The organism is Marinobacterium sp. BA1, from assembly GCF_041155135.1.
Taxonomy (GTDB): domain Bacteria; phylum Pseudomonadota; class Gammaproteobacteria; order Pseudomonadales; family Balneatricaceae; genus Marinobacterium; species Marinobacterium iners.
Map to the genome: position 1 here is coordinate 3,558,495 of NZ_BAAFHC010000001.1, position 16,472 is coordinate 3,574,966.

The window sequence follows — 16,472 nt, forward strand, 5'->3', positions numbered from 1 at the left end:
GTCAAAATGCGCGGCATTGAAAAGGTTTGGTGTGACTATGAGTGAAACTGCACAGGATGCTCCGCTTGCGTTTACCGAGGCGGCAGCTCGAAAAGTTAGACGTTTGCTTGATGAAGAGCAAAATGACAATCTGAAGCTGCGGGTTTATATCACCGGAGGGGGGTGTGCCGGTTTTTCCTATGGTTTCACCTTCGATGAAAATACGGCTGATGACGATACAGTCGTAGAGCGTGATGGTGTGCTGTTGGTCGTTGACCCGATGAGCTTCCAGTATCTGGCTGGCGCTGAGGTAGATTATAAGGAAGGGCTGCAGGGTTCGCAGTTTGTAATCAACAACCCCAACGCCGCTACAACCTGTGGGTGTGGTTCTTCCTTTTCGATTTGATCTCTCTGTACCGATCAGTCAGTCAAAACGCCAGCCGCTGAGCTGGCGTTTTGCATTTCGGAATTCAGGCCGGACAGATAGTGCCCAGTATGCGAGGGCCTTTGGCACCTGTCACCTCTGGCAGGCTTGAGGTTTGCTGTTGAAAGGTCCGCATGGCAAACCATGCAAAAGCGGTTGCTTCAACCCAATCAGGGTCAAGCCCAAGTGCAGTTGTGCTGTCAACTCGGCAATCTGAGAGTCGGGCGCGAATGCGTTCCACCAAGCGACTGTTATGGCTGCCTCCGCCACACAGATACACTTCAGGTTGGATTAGCAGCTGGCTGCGGATGGCGTCACACAGGGTGATGGCTGTCAGTTCCAACAGTGTCGCCTGTATGTTTTCAGGGGCCTGCTCATGGTTGAATTGAGCAAGCATGATGTTGAGCCAGTTCGGGTTGAAGTCTTCGCGTCCGGTGCTTTTCGGTGGCGCAGCGTGAAAAAAAGGGTGTGCAAGCAAGGCATTCAGCAGTTTGGTGTCGACTGTACCCGTTGCAGCCCAAGCGCCGTCCCTGTCGTAACAGCCGAGTTGGTTGTGCTCGATCCATCCATCCATCAGCACATTGGCCGGCCCAGTGTCGTAGCCCAGCACCGGACTCATCGGGTCAGCTGGCAATAAGGTAATATTGGCCATGCCGCCAAGGTTGGCGATCATCCGGTCGGCAATCGGACTGCGGAATAACGCCTCATGAAAGGCGGGTACCAGGGGGGCGCCCTGACCACCAGCGGCCAAATCCCGGCGACGGAAATCCGCTACTGTAGTAATACCGGTGCGCTCTGTAATCGTGTTTGGATCGCCAATCTGAAGGCTGAAGCCAGCCCCCGGCCGGTGGCGAACGGTCTGGCCATGGGAGCCTATCGCCTTGATTGCGTCAGTCGATACTCCGGCCTGTTGCAACAAACACAGGGTTGCGTCTGCAAAGATTTCACCGAGCGCTATATCCAGTCGCCCCAGTTGTTCAATCTCATCATTGCCGGGCTGCGTCAGCTGGGTGATCTGGTGGCGCAGCTCACTGGGCAGGGGGTGGCTGTAAGCCGAGCAGAGTTCGAACGACGGTGTGAATCGAACCAGTACCGCGTCTATGCTGTCCAGGCTTGTTCCGGACATCAGTCCGATATAAAACTCCGGGTCTGTCATTGTTCAGGCTCATTCAGGGCAAGGCGGGTGTCGGTTCGCTGATTCAGTTCGGCCATGATGCTGCCTGTCTGGGAGTTGAAAGCATTCATCTCGTTTGCCGGAACCGATTCAGCCTGAGGCAAGGCTACAGTGAGCGGGTTCTTATGAGTGCCATTAATGCGGAATTCATAGTGCAGGTGTGGGCCGGTGGCGAGGCCTGATGCGCCGACATAACCGATGACCTGGCCCTGTTTGACGCGACTGCCGTTGTTGACGCCCTTTTGGTAGCGACTCATGTGCGCATACAGCGTTGTAATATTGCCACCGTGCTGGATGATGATGGTACGGCCATATCCGCCCTTGGTGCCTCGCCAAATGACTTTGCCATCACCGGCAGCCTTGATTGGTGTGCCGGTGGCGGCGGCGTAATCAACCCCTCGGTGGGGGCGTCTCTTGCCCAATACTGGATGGAAGCGTTCCGGTTTGAAGTGCGAGCTGATACGCCGGAAGTCGACGGGTGATCGCAAGAATGCCTTGCGCATGCTGCGACCATCAGGGGTGAAATAGTTGGTCTCGCCTTTGCTGTCCGTATAACGGACGGCTTCGTAGCTCTGCCCCTGGTTAACGAAGCGAGCAGCGAGAATTTTGCCGTCCCCGATTTTTTCACCTTCCAGAAACTCTTCCTCAAACAGCACCTGGAAGCTGTCACCGCGCCGAATGTCGAGCGCAAAGTCGACATCCCAAGCAAAGATCGAGGCCAACTCCATTATGACTTTATCAGAGAGACCTGCACGGGCGGCATCAAGGAACAGCGAATTTTCTATCTGGCCCTGAGCGTGCGCAGTGCGCTTTTCTGGTGTGCGCTCTTCCTCCACAACTTCATAGCCTTTTTCTGTTTGCACGAGCAGGGTGCTGCTCAAGCGACTGCGAACATGGCGCAGCTTTGTCAATTGGCCATCTTCGACAAGAAGAGAGATATGTTCGCCGGGGCGCAGTTGCTTGAGAGCATTGCTTCCGCTTACGGCACTGGACACTCGATACACATCACGCGGACCGAGGCCTGCTCGTTTGAACAGAGAGGTCAGGTTGTCCCCGGACTGGATCCGGTATTCGACCCAGTTTTCGGCCGGACTTGCTGCTTCGGCTGGATGGATGCTGGCCTCGGATTCGGTGGGTATGGGGAGTGCCACTGAGGTTGGTGAAGTATTTTGTGTATCGGGTTCCACAAGTCGTGATGTGTCGTCAACAGTGATTGAGGCAGGGGGCTCCTGATGTGAAATGGGCCGGTTAATCGCTTCGGCCTCTTCAGTTGGCATCAAAATGAAAATCAGGCTGATCACCGCAATACAAATCATGGCAGCGGCAATGTGTATCGGAGGAAGCTGGCGCAAAGTACGGAGAAAAGAGGTCACGAACACACCCATGTCATTTTGAAAATTCGCTGACGTTGACACCGGAGTATAACGGAAATTCAACATTTTTATATTTGTCGGGTGTCAGTGGAACGTTGGTGATGGATAGAGTTTGTTCACATTCCTGTGAGCGTTTAGAATGCGCCATCGGCTTACACTCAACCCATATAGAGGGATTCAGGCGGTATGAACGCAAACAGTTTGATTGAGGATCTCAAGGCCCGGGGTCTGGTTGCCCAGACGACCAATGAAGAAGAGCTGGTCGAGCATCTGTCTCAGGGGCCGGTGACGCTTTATTGCGGCTTTGACCCCACGGCAGACAGTTTGCACTTGGGCCACCTGGTGCCTCTGTTAATGCTCAAACGTTTTCAGCAGGCAGGTCATCGTCCTATCGCTCTGGTCGGCGGGGCGACTGGCCTCATTGGTGATCCGAGTTTCAAGGATCAGGAGCGCCAGCTGAACTCAGCTGAAATCGTTCAGCAATGGAGTGAATGCCTCAAATCCCAGATCAGCCGGTTCATTGATTTTGACGGTGAAGATGGGGCCATATTGGCCAATAATTACGATTGGACAGCCAGTGTTGATGTACTCAGCTTCCTGCGTGACATCGGCAAGCACTTTACTGTCAATAAAATGATTGCAAAAGAGTCGGTCAAGCAGCGTATAGAGCGTGAAGGCTCAGGTTTGTCATTCACCGAATTCACCTATCAGATTCTGCAGTCCTATGACTATCAGCAGCTGAATCAGAAGTATGACTGTACGCTCCAAATCGGTGGGTCCGACCAATGGGGAAATATTGTTGGCGGTATTGAGCTGACACGCAGAGTGAATGGCGCTGCCACTCATGCGTTGACCTTACCTCTGATTACAAAGTCTGATGGCACCAAGTTTGGCAAGACTGAAAGCGGTGCGGTGTGGCTGGATGCGAAAAAGACATCTCCTTACGCATTCTATCAGTTCTGGCTACAGACGCCTGATGCAGATGTTTACCGTTTCATGAAGTTCTTTACCTTCCTGTCCGTCGCCGAGATCGACGCGATAGAGGCGGAAGACCGTGCCCGTGAAGGTCGGCCCGAGGCTCAGCGTGTTTTGGCAGAGCAGATGACCGAGATGGTCCATGGGAAAGAAGCCCTCGAGGCGGCTCGTCGCATCACTGAAGCTTTGTTTTCGGGTGATCTATCTCAATTGAGTGCTGCGGATTATGCCCAGCTGGAGCAGGATGGGCTGCCGGCAACACAGGTGCCAGCTGAGTTGACTGACCTGCCGCTGACAACTCTATTGGTTGAGGCTGGCTTGGCCGCTTCAGGCAAGCAGGTAAAGGATGCGCTGCAACGCAACGCGGTCGTGATCAATGATCAAGAATGCGGTATGGATCAGAATATGGCGGCAGATAAGTTGTTTTCACGCGATGCGGCTCGGTTCGGTAAGTACTTTCTAGTCAAGTTGGGCAAGAAAAAACATCACCTGTTCTACCTGCACTGACTGCGTGGCTGAATACCAAGTGTATCTATAAATAACGGACGCCTCGGCGTCCGTTATTTTTTTGGGGGGTTAGGCGTTGCTACTGGCTGCTTTCATCTTTCTGAAACTTTTTTACACGCAGGTGTTGACTCCCTCAGTGGTGTCTGTAAAATTCGCCTCCTCGCTTGAGACGCCCCACCGGAAACGGTTCAGGGCAGATCAATTGAGCAAGTGGTAAGATGTTGAATTAAGTGGTTTTTTGGTTCATCATTACGCTTCTTGAGTGACTGCCGAATCGTTGTTTGAGTGCCCAGCACTGAAACAGAAAACGAAAAAAACGGTTGACACTGAAACGGGTTGCGGTAGAATACGCGCCTCGCTTGAGACAACAGGTTGCACCGAACGGTGCGGTTGGCCAGGCCCGCTCTTTAACAAATTGATCAGGTAATATGTGTGGGCGCTTGTCAGGATTGAGCACACAAAGCTTAATCAAGGCAAGCAACCTAACTGAATATTCATTTAGCGTTGTGTAATACCTTGAGCTGAACGAAAAGCTGCTTGCAGCTTTGAGTTCACAAGATTTTAAACTGAAGAGTTTGATCATGGCTCAGATTGAACGCTGGCGGCAGGCCTAACACATGCAAGTCGAGCGGTAGCACAGAGAAGCTTGCTTCTTGGGTGACGAGCGGCGGACGGGTGAGTAACGCGTGGGAATCTACCTGGTAGTGGGGGACAACAGTCGGAAACGACTGCTAATACCGCATACGCCCTTCGGGGGAAAGTGGGGGATCTTCGGACCTCACGCTATCAGATGAGCCCGCGTCGGATTAGCTTGTTGGTGAGGTAAAGGCTCACCAAGGCGATGATCCGTAGCTGGTCTGAGAGGATGACCAGCCACACTGGGACTGAGACACGGCCCAGACTCCTACGGGAGGCAGCAGTGGGGAATATTGGACAATGGGGGCAACCCTGATCCAGCCATGCCGCGTGTGTGAAGAAGGCCTTCGGGTTGTAAAGCACTTTCAGCTGTGAGGAAAGGCGAGTGGTTAATACCCGCTTGCTGTGACGTTAACAGCAGAAGAAGGACCGGCTAACTCCGTGCCAGCAGCCGCGGTAATACGGAGGGTCCGAGCGTTAATCGGAATTACTGGGCGTAAAGCGCGCGTAGGTGGTTCAGTCAGTCAGATGTGAAAGCCCCGGGCTCAACCTGGGAACTGCACCTGATACTGCTGAGCTAGAGTACGGTAGAGGGTAGTGGAATTTCCGGTGTAGCGGTGAAATGCGTAGAGATCGGAAGGAACACCAGTGGCGAAGGCGACTACCTGGACCGATACTGACACTGAGGTGCGAAAGCGTGGGTAGCAAACAGGATTAGATACCCTGGTAGTCCACGCCGTAAACGATGTCAACTAGCCGTTGGGGGACTTGATCCTTTAGTGGCGAAGCTAACGCGATAAGTTGACCGCCTGGGGAGTACGGCCGCAAGGTTAAAACTCAAATGAATTGACGGGGGCCCGCACAAGCGGTGGAGCATGTGGTTTAATTCGAAGCAACGCGAAGAACCTTACCTACTCTTGACATCCAGAGAACTTTCCAGAGATGGATTGGTGCCTTCGGGAACTCTGAGACAGGTGCTGCATGGCTGTCGTCAGCTCGTGTTGTGAAATGTTGGGTTAAGTCCCGTAACGAGCGCAACCCTTATCCTTATTTGCCAGCGAGTAATGTCGGGAACTCTAAGGAGACTGCCGGTGACAAACCGGAGGAAGGTGGGGATGACGTCAAGTCATCATGGCCCTTACGAGTAGGGCTACACACGTGCTACAATGGCCGGTACAGAGGGCTGCAAACTCGCGAGAGCAAGCTAATCTCACAAAACCGGTCGTAGTCCGGATCGCAGTCTGCAACTCGACTGCGTGAAGTCGGAATCGCTAGTAATCGTGAATCAGAATGTCACGGTGAATACGTTCCCGGGCCTTGTACACACCGCCCGTCACACCATGGGAGTGGGTTGCACCAGAAGTAGCTAGTCTAACCTTCGGGAGGACGGTTACCACGGTGTGATTCATGACTGGGGTGAAGTCGTAACAAGGTAGCCCTAGGGGAACCTGGGGCTGGATCACCTCCTTAAACGATTGCGAAGTTCTGGCAAGCGTTCACACATATTACCTGATCATAACGTTAGAGAGAGCGTAGAGTTGTCGATCTGAATCGATAGCTCGCACAGTAGGCTTGTAGCTCAGTTGGTTAGAGCGCACCCCTGATAAGGGTGAGGTCGGTGGTTCAAATCCACTCAGGCCTACCAATTTTCCATTCGGTTCTGGCTGTTTGGAATATCTCGTTGGGGCTATAGCTCAGCTGGGAGAGCGCCTGCTTTGCACGCAGGAGGTCTGCGGTTCGATCCCGCATAGCTCCACCATTCCTTGCCTGGAATGGTGATTGAATGAGTTTTAAAACATACGCTCAGGTATCCGTCACTGGACAGTCTGTCCCTTGCATCAATGCCGAGTCTATCTTTTAAAGCATCATGCTTTAAACGCTCTTTAACAAATTGGATCTGAAAGATTGTCTTGTATTGTTTGATACAAGCGCCAATCGGCGATAATCGTTACGAACCATTCATTTGAACAGACGCCTTCGGGTTATATGGTCAAGTGAATAAGCGTGCACGGTGGATGCCTTGGCAGTCAGAGGCGATGAAGGACGTAGTAACCTGCGATAAGGTTCGGGGAGCTGGTAAACAAGCTTTGATCCGAACATTTCCGAATGGGGAAACCCACCCGCTTGCGGGTATCTCTTAGCTGAATACATAGGCTTTGAGAGGCGAACCCGGGGAACTGAAACATCTAAGTACCCGGAGGAAAAGAAATCAACCGAGATTCCCTTAGTAGCGGCGAGCGAACGGGGACCAGCCCTTAAGCTGTGTTGTGGTTAGCAGAACGCTCTGGAAAGTGCGGCCATAGTGGGTGATAGCCCCGTATGCGAAAACCTATATGCAGTGAAATCGAGTAGGACGGGACACGTGTTATCCTGTCTGAATATGGGGGGACCATCCTCCAAGGCTAAATACTCCTGACTGACCGATAGTGAACCAGTACCGTGAGGGAAAGGCGAAAAGAACCCCTGTGAGGGGAGTGAAATAGACCCTGAAACCGTGTACGTACAAGCAGTGGGAGCCGTTTTCGGACGGTGACTGCGTACCTTTTGTATAATGGGTCAGCGACTTACTTTCAGTGGCAAGCTTAACCGTTTAGGGGAGGCGTAGGGAAACCGAGTCTTAATAGGGCGATCAGTCGCTGGGAGTAGACCCGAAACCGGGCGATCTATCCATGGGCAGGTTGAAGGTTGAGTAACATCAACTGGAGGACCGAACCGACTACCGTTGAAAAGTTAGCGGATGACCTGTGGATCGGAGTGAAAGGCTAATCAAGCCCGGAGATAGCTGGTTCTCCTCGAAAGCTATTTAGGTAGCGCCTCATGTCTCACCTTGGGGGGTAGAGCACTGTTTCGGCTAGGGGGTCATCCCGACTTACCAACCCGATGCAAACTCCGAATACCCAAGAGTGCAATCATGGGAGACACACGGCGGGTGCTAACGTCCGTCGTGGAAAGGGAAACAACCCAGACCGCCAGCTAAGGTCCCAAAGTTCTGGTTAAGTGGGAAACGATGTGGGAAGGCTCAGACAGCTAGGAGGTTGGCTTAGAAGCAGCCACCCTTTAAAGAAAGCGTAATAGCTCACTAGTCGAGTCGGCCTGCGCGGAAGATATAACGGGGCTCAAACCAGACACCGAAGCTGCGGATGCCTTAGGGCATGGTAGAGGAGCGTTCTGTAAGCCGTTGAAGCCAAAGGTGTAAACCATGGTGGAGGTATCAGAAGTGCGAATGCTGACATAAGTAACGATAAAGGGGGTGAAAAACCCCCTCGCCGGAAGACCAAGGTTTCCTATCCAATGCTAATCAGGGTAGGGTGAGTCGGCCCCTAAGGCGAGGCAGAAATGCGTAGTCGATGGGAAACAGGTTAATATTCCTGTACCGGCTGTAACTGCGACGAAGGGACGGAGAAGGCTAGGCCAGCGCGGCGATGGTTGTCCGCGTTTAAGGGTGTAGGCTGGGAGAGTAGGCAAATCCGCTCTCCCTTAAGGCTGAGACCTGATGACGAGTCTCCATGTGAGACGAAGTGGTTGATGCCATGCTTCCAGGAAAAGCTTCTAAGCTTCAGGTTACAGACGACCGTACCCCAAACCGACACAGGTGGTCAGGTTGAGAATACCAAGGCGCTTGAGAGAACTCGGGTGAAGGAACTAGGCAAAATGGTGCCGTAACTTCGGGAGAAGGCACGCCGATGTCGGTGATGGAATTTACTTCCTAAGCTGATGTCGGTCGAAGATACCAGGTGGCTGCGACTGTTTATTAAAAACACAGCACTCTGCAAACACGAAAGTGGACGTATAGGGTGTGACGCCTGCCCGGTGCCGGAAGGTTAATTGATGGGGTTAGCTCACGCGAAGCTCTTGATCGAAGCCCCGGTAAACGGCGGCCGTAACTATAACGGTCCTAAGGTAGCGAAATTCCTTGTCGGGTAAGTTCCGACCTGCACGAATGGCGTAACGATGGCCACACTGTCTCCACCCGAGACTCAGTGAAATTGAACTCGCTGTGAAGATGCAGCGTCCCCGCGGCTAGACGGAAAGACCCCGTGAACCTTTACTATAGCTTCACAGTGGACTTTGACATTACTTGTGTAGGATAGCTGGGAGGCTTTGAAACCGGGACGCCAGTTCCGGTGGAGCCAACCTTGAAATACCAGCCTGGTACTGTTGAGGTTCTAACTCAGATCCGTTACCCGGATCGAGGACATTGTGTGGTGGGTAGTTTGACTGGGGCGGTCTCCTCCCAAAGCGTAACGGAGGAGCACGAAGGTACCCTCAGGCTGGTCGGAAATCAGCCAATGAGCGCAAGAGTAGAAGGGTGCTTGACTGCGAGACAGACACGTCGAGCAGGTGCGAAAGCAGGTTCTAGTGATCCGGTGGTTCTGTATGGAAGGGCCATCGCTCAACGGATAAAAGGTACTCCGGGGATAACAGGCTGATACCGCCCAAGAGTTCACATCGACGGCGGTGTTTGGCACCTCGATGTCGGCTCATCACATCCTGGGGCTGAAGCCGGTCCCAAGGGTATGGCTGTTCGCCATTTAAAGTGGTACGCGAGCTGGGTTTAGAACGTCGTGAGACAGTTCGGTCCCTATCTGCCGTGGGCGTTTGAGATTTGAGAAGAGTTGCTCCTAGTACGAGAGGACCGGAGTGAACGAACCTCTGGTGTTCCGGTTGTCACGCCAGTGGCATTGCCGGGTAGCTACGTTCGGACGGGATAACCGCTGAAAGCATCTAAGCGGGAAGCCCCCTTCAAGATGAGATCTCACCGGGGCCTTGAGCCCCCTGAAGAGCCGTCCGAGACCAGGACGTTGATAGGCAGGGTGTGTAAGCGTTGTAAGGCGTTGAGCTAACCTGTACTAATGGCTCGTGAGGCTTGACCATATAACGCCCAAGGCGTTTGAAATGAATGGTTCGACTGGAAACAGTCAAAACACGATTATCGGCTCGCAAGAGCACCGATTGAACGCTTGTAGCAACAACACAGACAATCAGAGCAACGTGACATATAAGCACGAGGCTCAATCAGATCCGGTTTGTACCAGTTTCGCCTGGCGACCATAGAGACGTGGAACCACCTGATCCCATACCGAACTCAGCAGTGAAACGCGTCATCGCCGATGGTAGTGTGGGGCTTCCCCATGTGAGAGTAGGTCATCGCCAGGCACTTAATACCAGAAACCCCGGCCTCGTTGAGGCCGGGGTTTTTGCATTGGGGCGAAACACAGGCAGACGCCAGACAAAAGAAAGGACCCGGCGCATTCCCTGCGGCGGGCCCTGTCACTGACTTCCCTGTCGGTCGCTGCTTCAGTCCTGAAGCAAGCGGTGAGGTACGAACTCCTGTCGTCTTGGTCACACCTTGTGAACCTCAGGGCGCATAATAGGCGTGTTGTCTTTCCGGGTATATAGGAAAACTCTTATATTGCGTTTTCATGCCATAAGATGATGACCTGCATCAACATAGATGCGGTTGCCTGTGAGGGCTGATGAGTGTTCACTGATCAAAAATGCGGCAAGTTTTCCCACATCGGAAGGTGACCCCAACCGGTGCAGTGGAGATCGTTCAATGGCATCCCCCATCAGTTCATCAAAGGAATCAATACCGCCGGCAGCACGCGTTGGCATGGGTCCTGGGGATAGAGAGTGAACCCTGATCTGCTCTGGTCCCAACTCTGCTGCAAGATAGCGTACGGAGCTTTCAAGGGCGGCCTTGATGGGTCCCATCAGGTTATAGTGATCCACGACACGCTCAGCACCATGATAACTCATGGTGAGCAGTGAACCACCTTGAGGCATCAATTCACGTGCGTGCCGCGCCATTCGTATAAAAGAGTGGCACGAGATATCCATCGCTTTGCAGAAACCTTCTGAAGATGAGTCCACCAGTTTGCCGTGCAGTTCATCCAGGGGTGACCAGGCAATTGAATGGATAACAAAGTCGATCTGTCCCCACTCCTGCTTCAGACGTTCAAAAATCTGCTCAAGCTCGCCTTCAGTGGCAACATCGCAGGGCAGTACCAAAGTGGCACCCAACTGATCTGCCAAAGGGGCGACATATGGACGTGCCTTGTCATTCAGGTAGGTAATGCAAAGCTCCGCACCAAGGCCGCTGAGGACTTCTGCACAGCCGTAGGCGATGCTTTTGTTGTTAGCGATGCCGAATATAACACCACGTTTTCCTGTCAAATCTATCATTTCAGCTTCCATGGGGGTCTGATTGAATCGTGCGATGCCATTATCTCATCAGGTTTCGGTGACTGTATGGTTAAAACGCTGAATGTTTGTATCTGTGAGTAATGTGAGCTTTTATATCCATGTTTTCTGTCTGGTTGAACAGGTATGATCGAACTAAAAATAAAACAAAGCTGAAGAAAGGACCCTCTTATGCTCAACCATCTCAGTATCCGAATGCGTGTTATAGGTGGTTTTTGCCTCTTACTCCTGCTGGTTGCGTTATTGGTACTGCCAGCTGTCATGCGTGACTTCAATAATCTTATCCATGCAGCAGAAGAGCGGGAGCTGAAAGTTCAGTTTGATAAGGTACTTGAACGGATAGAGTCTGAACGTCGTTTGGCAACAGCTATGGCGACCCTGGTTGCTAGCCAGCCAAGTGTTCAGGCCGCCCTGTCGGACGGGGCGCGTGACCGGTTACTGGCAGAACTTGAGGGTGCTTTTGCTCGACTGCAATCAGATTTTGGCTTGCGCCAATTGCAGTTTCACACACCACCAGCGGTGTCCTGGTTGCGTGTGCATCGACCGGAAAAGTATGGAGACGACCTCTCCGGGTTCCGCCAGACTGTTGTGGAAACCAATCAGAAACGAGTAGCGGTCAGTGGCGTTGAGCAGGGAGTGGCTGGCCTTGGCATCCGTGGCATGGTGCCTTTGGAAGTGGCCGGGCATCACTGGGGATCGGTAGAGTTTGGCTTCTCTCTGGGACAATCGTTTTTTGATCAAGTCAAACAGGAAACCGGGCTGGATGTCGCATTAATTCTGAATAATGCGGGTCAACAAACATTGTTCGCGTCCACGTGGGGCGATCAGGCGCTGCTCGATCCCGATGTATTCAAGCTTGCGCTTCGGGGCGAGGGGCAGATGGGGACAGGAGAACTGGAGGGCTCTCCTGTCGCGATCTACTCCAACCAGTTACAGGATTTTTCAGGCCAGTCGATTGGTGTTTTGTCATTGGCAATGGACCGCAGCAGCTACATTGATGCATATGAACAAGCTTTTTATGAGTTGCTGGCCATCATTGGTGCATTTTTGGTGCTGGGAGTTTTGATTGCTCTTTATATCAGTCGCAGTGTGGCAAAACCACTATTGCAAATCACGCATGCGATGAAAAACATATCAAGTGGTGACGGTGACCTGACACAACGATTACCGGTTAATGGCAAGAATGAACTGACAGACATCGCAAGTGAGTTCAATCATTTCATTAGCCGTATTGAAGCGTTGATTCAGGAACTGATGCGTGCAGTCGCGTCAGTTTCCAGCTCCGGCTCACACCTGTTTGATGTCAGTGACCATACGCTGGAACTTGCGAACCGCCAACGTCGCGAAACTACCGAGATCGCTACAGCCATGAACGAGATGACTGCGACGGCCCAAGAGGTAGCGCGCAGTGCAGCCAGCTCTGCAGAGGTGACGCAAAAAGCTGATGAAGAGGCACAGATTGGTCATCGGGTTGTAGAGGATGCCATTGACGCCATTAATGCATTGGCAGCAGATGTTGCTTCCATGCGTGATGTGATACGGGATGTAGAAACCCGCAGTGAAAAAATAAATACCATCCTTGATGTTATCCGTGATATCGCCGACCAGACCAATCTGCTGGCGTTGAATGCCGCAATAGAGGCTGCCCGTGCAGGTGAGCAGGGGCGCGGCTTCTCGGTAGTGGCGGATGAAGTGAGAGCACTTGCACACAGGACTCAAAACTCTACAGCCGAGATCAACGACATGATCAGTGCACTCAAGGAAGGGACCGGGCATACGGTTCGGGTTATTGAGCAGAGTCAGAGCCAGTCTGAACAGACGGTATCCACTGCCGCACGTGCAGGGGAAGCGCTGCAGGCAATTACGCGGGGGATGGATGAGATACGTGACATGACCGCGCAGATCGCCTCTGCTGCCGAGGAGCAGACACAGGTCAGTGAAACCATTAACCAGTCGGTTGAACGTGTTGGTACCGGTGCTGAAGAAACCTCGGTCGGCGCGTCGGATATCCTTGTGTCAGCTGCCGGCATAGGCTCTGAGCTCTCGCAGTTGATGCGGGTGATTCGAAAGTTCAGAGTGACGCAGGACGATGTAATTGAGCTGGAAGTGGCGAAAGCTGCACATCAGGCCTGGAAGATGAGGCTACGAGCATTTCTTGATGGGCACGCGGATATTCCGCATGAGCAGGCGGTATCATCACACGAATGCGATTTCGGCCGCTGGTACTACACTACCGGCAAGGAACGCTACGGTAACTCATCGGTTTTACAGGCCATCGAGAAACCGCATGACCGTCTGCATCAGTTGATTGGCGAGATTATCGAAGCCAAGCATCATGGCAAAGAACCTGAGGCTGAGCGCAAGTATCAGGAGGTGGCTCAACTGTCTGGTGAAATCGTCAGCGCCATTGATCGGTTAATTCAGGAAGCTCGTTGAACCGAGAAAATGCTGGGCTTATTCAAGGCCCGGCATTTCACGCGCGGGTCGGCCAATGTGGTAACCCTGGGCGTAGTCGATGCCGACGTCTCGCACCATCTGCAACACTTCCTCGGTTTCCACGAATTCGGCCACGGTTTTAAGGTTCAGCTTCTTGGCCAGTTCGGTAATACTGACCACAAAGGCCAGGTCTCGAGGATCATTACCCATGTTGGCGATGAACTCGCCTTCTATCTTAACGAAATCGATTGGCAGGTACTTCAGGTAATGGAACGATGAAAAGCCGGAGCCAAAATCATCGATGGCCATCATGTAGCCCGAATCCTTCAGGCTGCGGACAAAGTTCTCTAGCAGCCCCATGTTCTTGACAGTGTCGCGCTCGGTTATTTCAAACACAATCCGGGATGGGGTCAGTCGGTATCGCTGAGTCAGCTCGTGAAGCGTTTGCAGGAAGTCGCGCACCAGTATCGAACGGGGTGACAGATTGATGAACAGCAGGCCCTGATAATCGGTTTCCTGAACCTTGGCGAACGCCTTTTCCATTACGATGTAGTCCAGCAGATGTACCTTGCCCATGGACTCTGCAATCTCAATGAATTCGCCGGCTGACATCAGCTTGTCACCCGGCAGCTGCAGACGACTGAGTACTTCTACAGCAGGCGTATCCTCATCCAGTGGTTGAATGGGCTGAAAAACCGGCACCACGCTGCGATTCTCGATGGCATCATTGACCAGCAGCATCTTCTGGTTAAGGTCGTTGAAAATATCCGCTACATCTTCTTTATGTGGCAGGCTGATACGGTTCTTGCCCTGAGTTTTGGCCCGGTACATCAGGTTATCGACGAACATGAACAGGTCTTTGCGGTTATCCGCATGGTCAGGGAAGATGCCTGCCCCGATCGAGCCGGTGACGCGTACCAGACCGCCTTTCTCGGTCTCAAGGCTGAAGGATTGCAGGCAATGTAGCAGGCGTTCACAGACTTCGCTGGTCTGTTCCAGCGTTGTTTCAGGCAGCACCACTACAAATTCATCGCCACCGTAGCGGGCCAGAATATCGCCGGTACGCAACACCTCCTGCATGGCCAGAGCAAGCTGCCGCAGCAATTTGTCTCCCATGGCATGACCATAGCCGTCATTGACCGCCTTGAAGTTGTCCAGATCGATCATCAAAAGGGCGACCTGATAATCGTGACGATGGCAGCGATCCAGTTCGTAGTCCAACAGCTCCCAGAACATGCGCTGGTTATACAGGTTGGTCAGCGGATCACGTGTTGCATAGTATTCAAGGTCACGGGTGTACTTGTAGATCGCTTTAACCGAGCCGACCACATTGAGCAGGGTGGACAAAATGCTCTCCAGTACCAGTACCTTGGTACTGTCCTTGACGATATCGGCATGCACACCGATACCGACAATGCCACCGATCTTGGGTGTTTCGACCAACAGAGACTTGGTCTGTAACTCAATTTCGGTCGTGTTCAGCACCATCTCGGGACCCTCAAGCTGTACCGAGTTGTGGTGAATAATAATCTCGCCGGGTATCGAAAAGTGATCGTTGCCCTGCAGGCGATTGAGCACCGCCTGCTCCATCATCTTCTTGGTTTCCTTGGCGGGGGGGCGCAGCCAGAAAATTTCCAGATCAAACATCTCATCGTCCACCTTGAAGATGGAAAACATGGTGTAGATCGGAATGACCTGGTTGATATCCAGCATCAACAGATTAACGTATTCGCGCCAGTCCCGTACCACTTCCGACGTGATGACAAATTTCTCCAGCAGACGGATTTCGAACTCCAGCAGGTCTTTGTCCACCGCGATGGTGCGTAATTTTTCAGCAAGCGCTTCGACCTGCCCGAATATGTGATTCAGCTCCCTGAAACCAAGATCCTTTTTGTCTTTTGACAGCTGACTGAGATCCTCAAGCGAATCGACTCGTGAAATCCTGTTGCTCAGCTCTTCTACAGACTGATTGATACGCAGTGTCACGGTCCGCACCGCCCAGAAACCAAACAGGAAGGGCAAAGGGGAAAGCAGCAACAGGTAATACAGCAGGTTTCGGTTTGCAACGCTCATCTGACGGCTGAGATCCTGACGCACCTCGATCAGCCCCAGGTTGTCACCAACGCGGGCATTGGTATGGCAGCCCGTACAGTTTTCGCGGGCCTGAAGCGGATACAGATAGCGTTGATGAGTACCGTCATTCTCCTCAATGATCTCACCGCTTTGCATGGCCTCGCGCATCAAAGCATCCAGATCGGGCTGCTCGATGGAGCCGAATCGCTCGGTTACTTTGGTGCCACGGAAAACACTCACTTTAAGGCTGGAAGCGGGGTGCTCGGTGTTGGACAGCTGGCGCATGAATTGCTCCAGCTGCAGCCGGGTCCAGCCCTGGCTCATGACAAGATACATTGAGTTGAAGGTGCTTTCGGCGACCGAGCGGGCAATTTCCTGAGCGCTGTCACGTACACTGGCCTGATAGGCTTGGCGGCAGACCAGCAGCAACACCAGAAATCCGATGGCAGAAAAAAGAAATGTGCGGTTGAGCAGGTAACGCCGGATGGATGGCGAGTGACGTGACATATGAACCACTGCTGTTTTATTTATAGTCGGACGATTGTACGCGCAGAGTGTGAACTGATCTGCAGGCAATTGGTAGAGGGTTGATATCTGTCAAGTATTGGAGACAGGAGAGGACGTCGATCTCAGTCCTGTCGTGCCTTCGAGTGCCGGTGTATCCTAGTCCGTTCGGAACGCTGTATGACAG

7 protein-coding genes, 2 tRNA genes and 3 rRNA genes are annotated in these 16,472 nt (G+C 52.7%); 8 read left to right on the plus strand and 4 right to left on the minus strand.

Annotated features, from left to right (window positions below):
• The first annotated feature begins 37 nt into the window (after positions 1-37).
• Positions 38-385, plus strand: a complete 348-nt coding sequence (erpA, locus tag ACAM29_RS17215; protein WP_091827629.1) for an iron-sulfur cluster insertion protein ErpA — start codon at positions 38-40, stop codon at positions 383-385.
• Between the two features lie 64 nt (positions 386-449).
• Here erpA and ACAM29_RS17220 read toward each other — a convergent pair whose 3' ends face one another.
• Both ACAM29_RS17220 and ACAM29_RS17225 read right to left on the minus strand, forming a co-directional pair.
• Complete coding sequence (locus ACAM29_RS17220) at positions 450-1,559, minus strand: anhydro-N-acetylmuramic acid kinase (protein WP_369624861.1); 1,110 nt, start codon at positions 1,557-1,559, stop codon at positions 450-452.
• Complete coding sequence (locus ACAM29_RS17225) at positions 1,556-2,950, minus strand: OapA family protein (protein WP_369624862.1); 1,395 nt, start codon at positions 2,948-2,950, stop codon at positions 1,556-1,558. Before ACAM29_RS17225 ends, ACAM29_RS17220 begins: the two co-directional genes overlap by 4 nt.
• A 186-nt stretch (positions 2,951-3,136) precedes the next feature.
• On the opposite strand from ACAM29_RS17225, the gene tyrS reads away from it, so the two are divergent.
• The 6 genes from tyrS (at position 3,137) to rrf (ending at position 10,225) form a co-directional block, all read left to right on the plus strand.
• Complete coding sequence (gene tyrS, locus ACAM29_RS17230) at positions 3,137-4,432, plus strand: tyrosine--tRNA ligase (RefSeq protein ID WP_369624863.1); 1,296 nt, start codon at positions 3,137-3,139, stop codon at positions 4,430-4,432.
• Between the two features lie 563 nt (positions 4,433-4,995).
• Positions 4,996-6,538, plus strand: a 16S ribosomal RNA gene (locus ACAM29_RS17235).
• A 98-nt stretch (positions 6,539-6,636) separates the two neighbouring features.
• A tRNA-Ile gene (locus ACAM29_RS17240) sits at positions 6,637-6,713 on the plus strand.
• A 38-nt stretch (positions 6,714-6,751) separates the two neighbouring features.
• Positions 6,752-6,827: transfer RNA gene (locus ACAM29_RS17245), tRNA-Ala, on the plus strand.
• A 229-nt stretch (positions 6,828-7,056) separates the two neighbouring features.
• Positions 7,057-9,943, plus strand: a 23S ribosomal RNA gene (locus tag ACAM29_RS17250).
• Positions 9,944-10,109: 166 nt separating this feature from the next.
• Positions 10,110-10,225: ribosomal RNA gene (rrf, locus tag ACAM29_RS17255) — 5S ribosomal RNA — on the plus strand.
• The 16S, 23S and 5S rRNA genes sit together here with 2 tRNA genes alongside, the layout of an rRNA operon.
• A 264-nt stretch (positions 10,226-10,489) precedes the next feature.
• On the opposite strand, the gene fabI is transcribed toward rrf, so the two are convergent.
• Positions 10,490-11,254 carry an enoyl-ACP reductase FabI gene (gene fabI, locus ACAM29_RS17260; protein WP_206842246.1) on the minus strand — a complete coding sequence of 255 codons (765 nt, stop codon included), beginning with the start codon at positions 11,252-11,254 and terminating at the stop codon, positions 10,490-10,492.
• A 189-nt stretch (positions 11,255-11,443) separates the two neighbouring features.
• Here fabI and ACAM29_RS17265 point away from each other — a divergent pair, with 189 nt between their 5' ends.
• Positions 11,444-13,708, plus strand: a complete 2,265-nt coding sequence (locus ACAM29_RS17265) for a methyl-accepting chemotaxis protein (protein ID WP_206836651.1) — start codon at positions 11,444-11,446, stop codon at positions 13,706-13,708.
• Positions 13,709-13,726: 18 nt separating this feature from the next.
• On the opposite strand, the gene ACAM29_RS17270 is transcribed toward ACAM29_RS17265, so the two are convergent.
• The gene (locus ACAM29_RS17270) at positions 13,727-16,288 is read right to left on the minus strand and encodes an EAL domain-containing protein (protein ID WP_206836648.1); all 2,562 of its coding nucleotides are present in this window, start codon (positions 16,286-16,288) and stop codon (positions 13,727-13,729) included.
• Positions 16,289-16,472 lie beyond the last annotated feature (184 nt).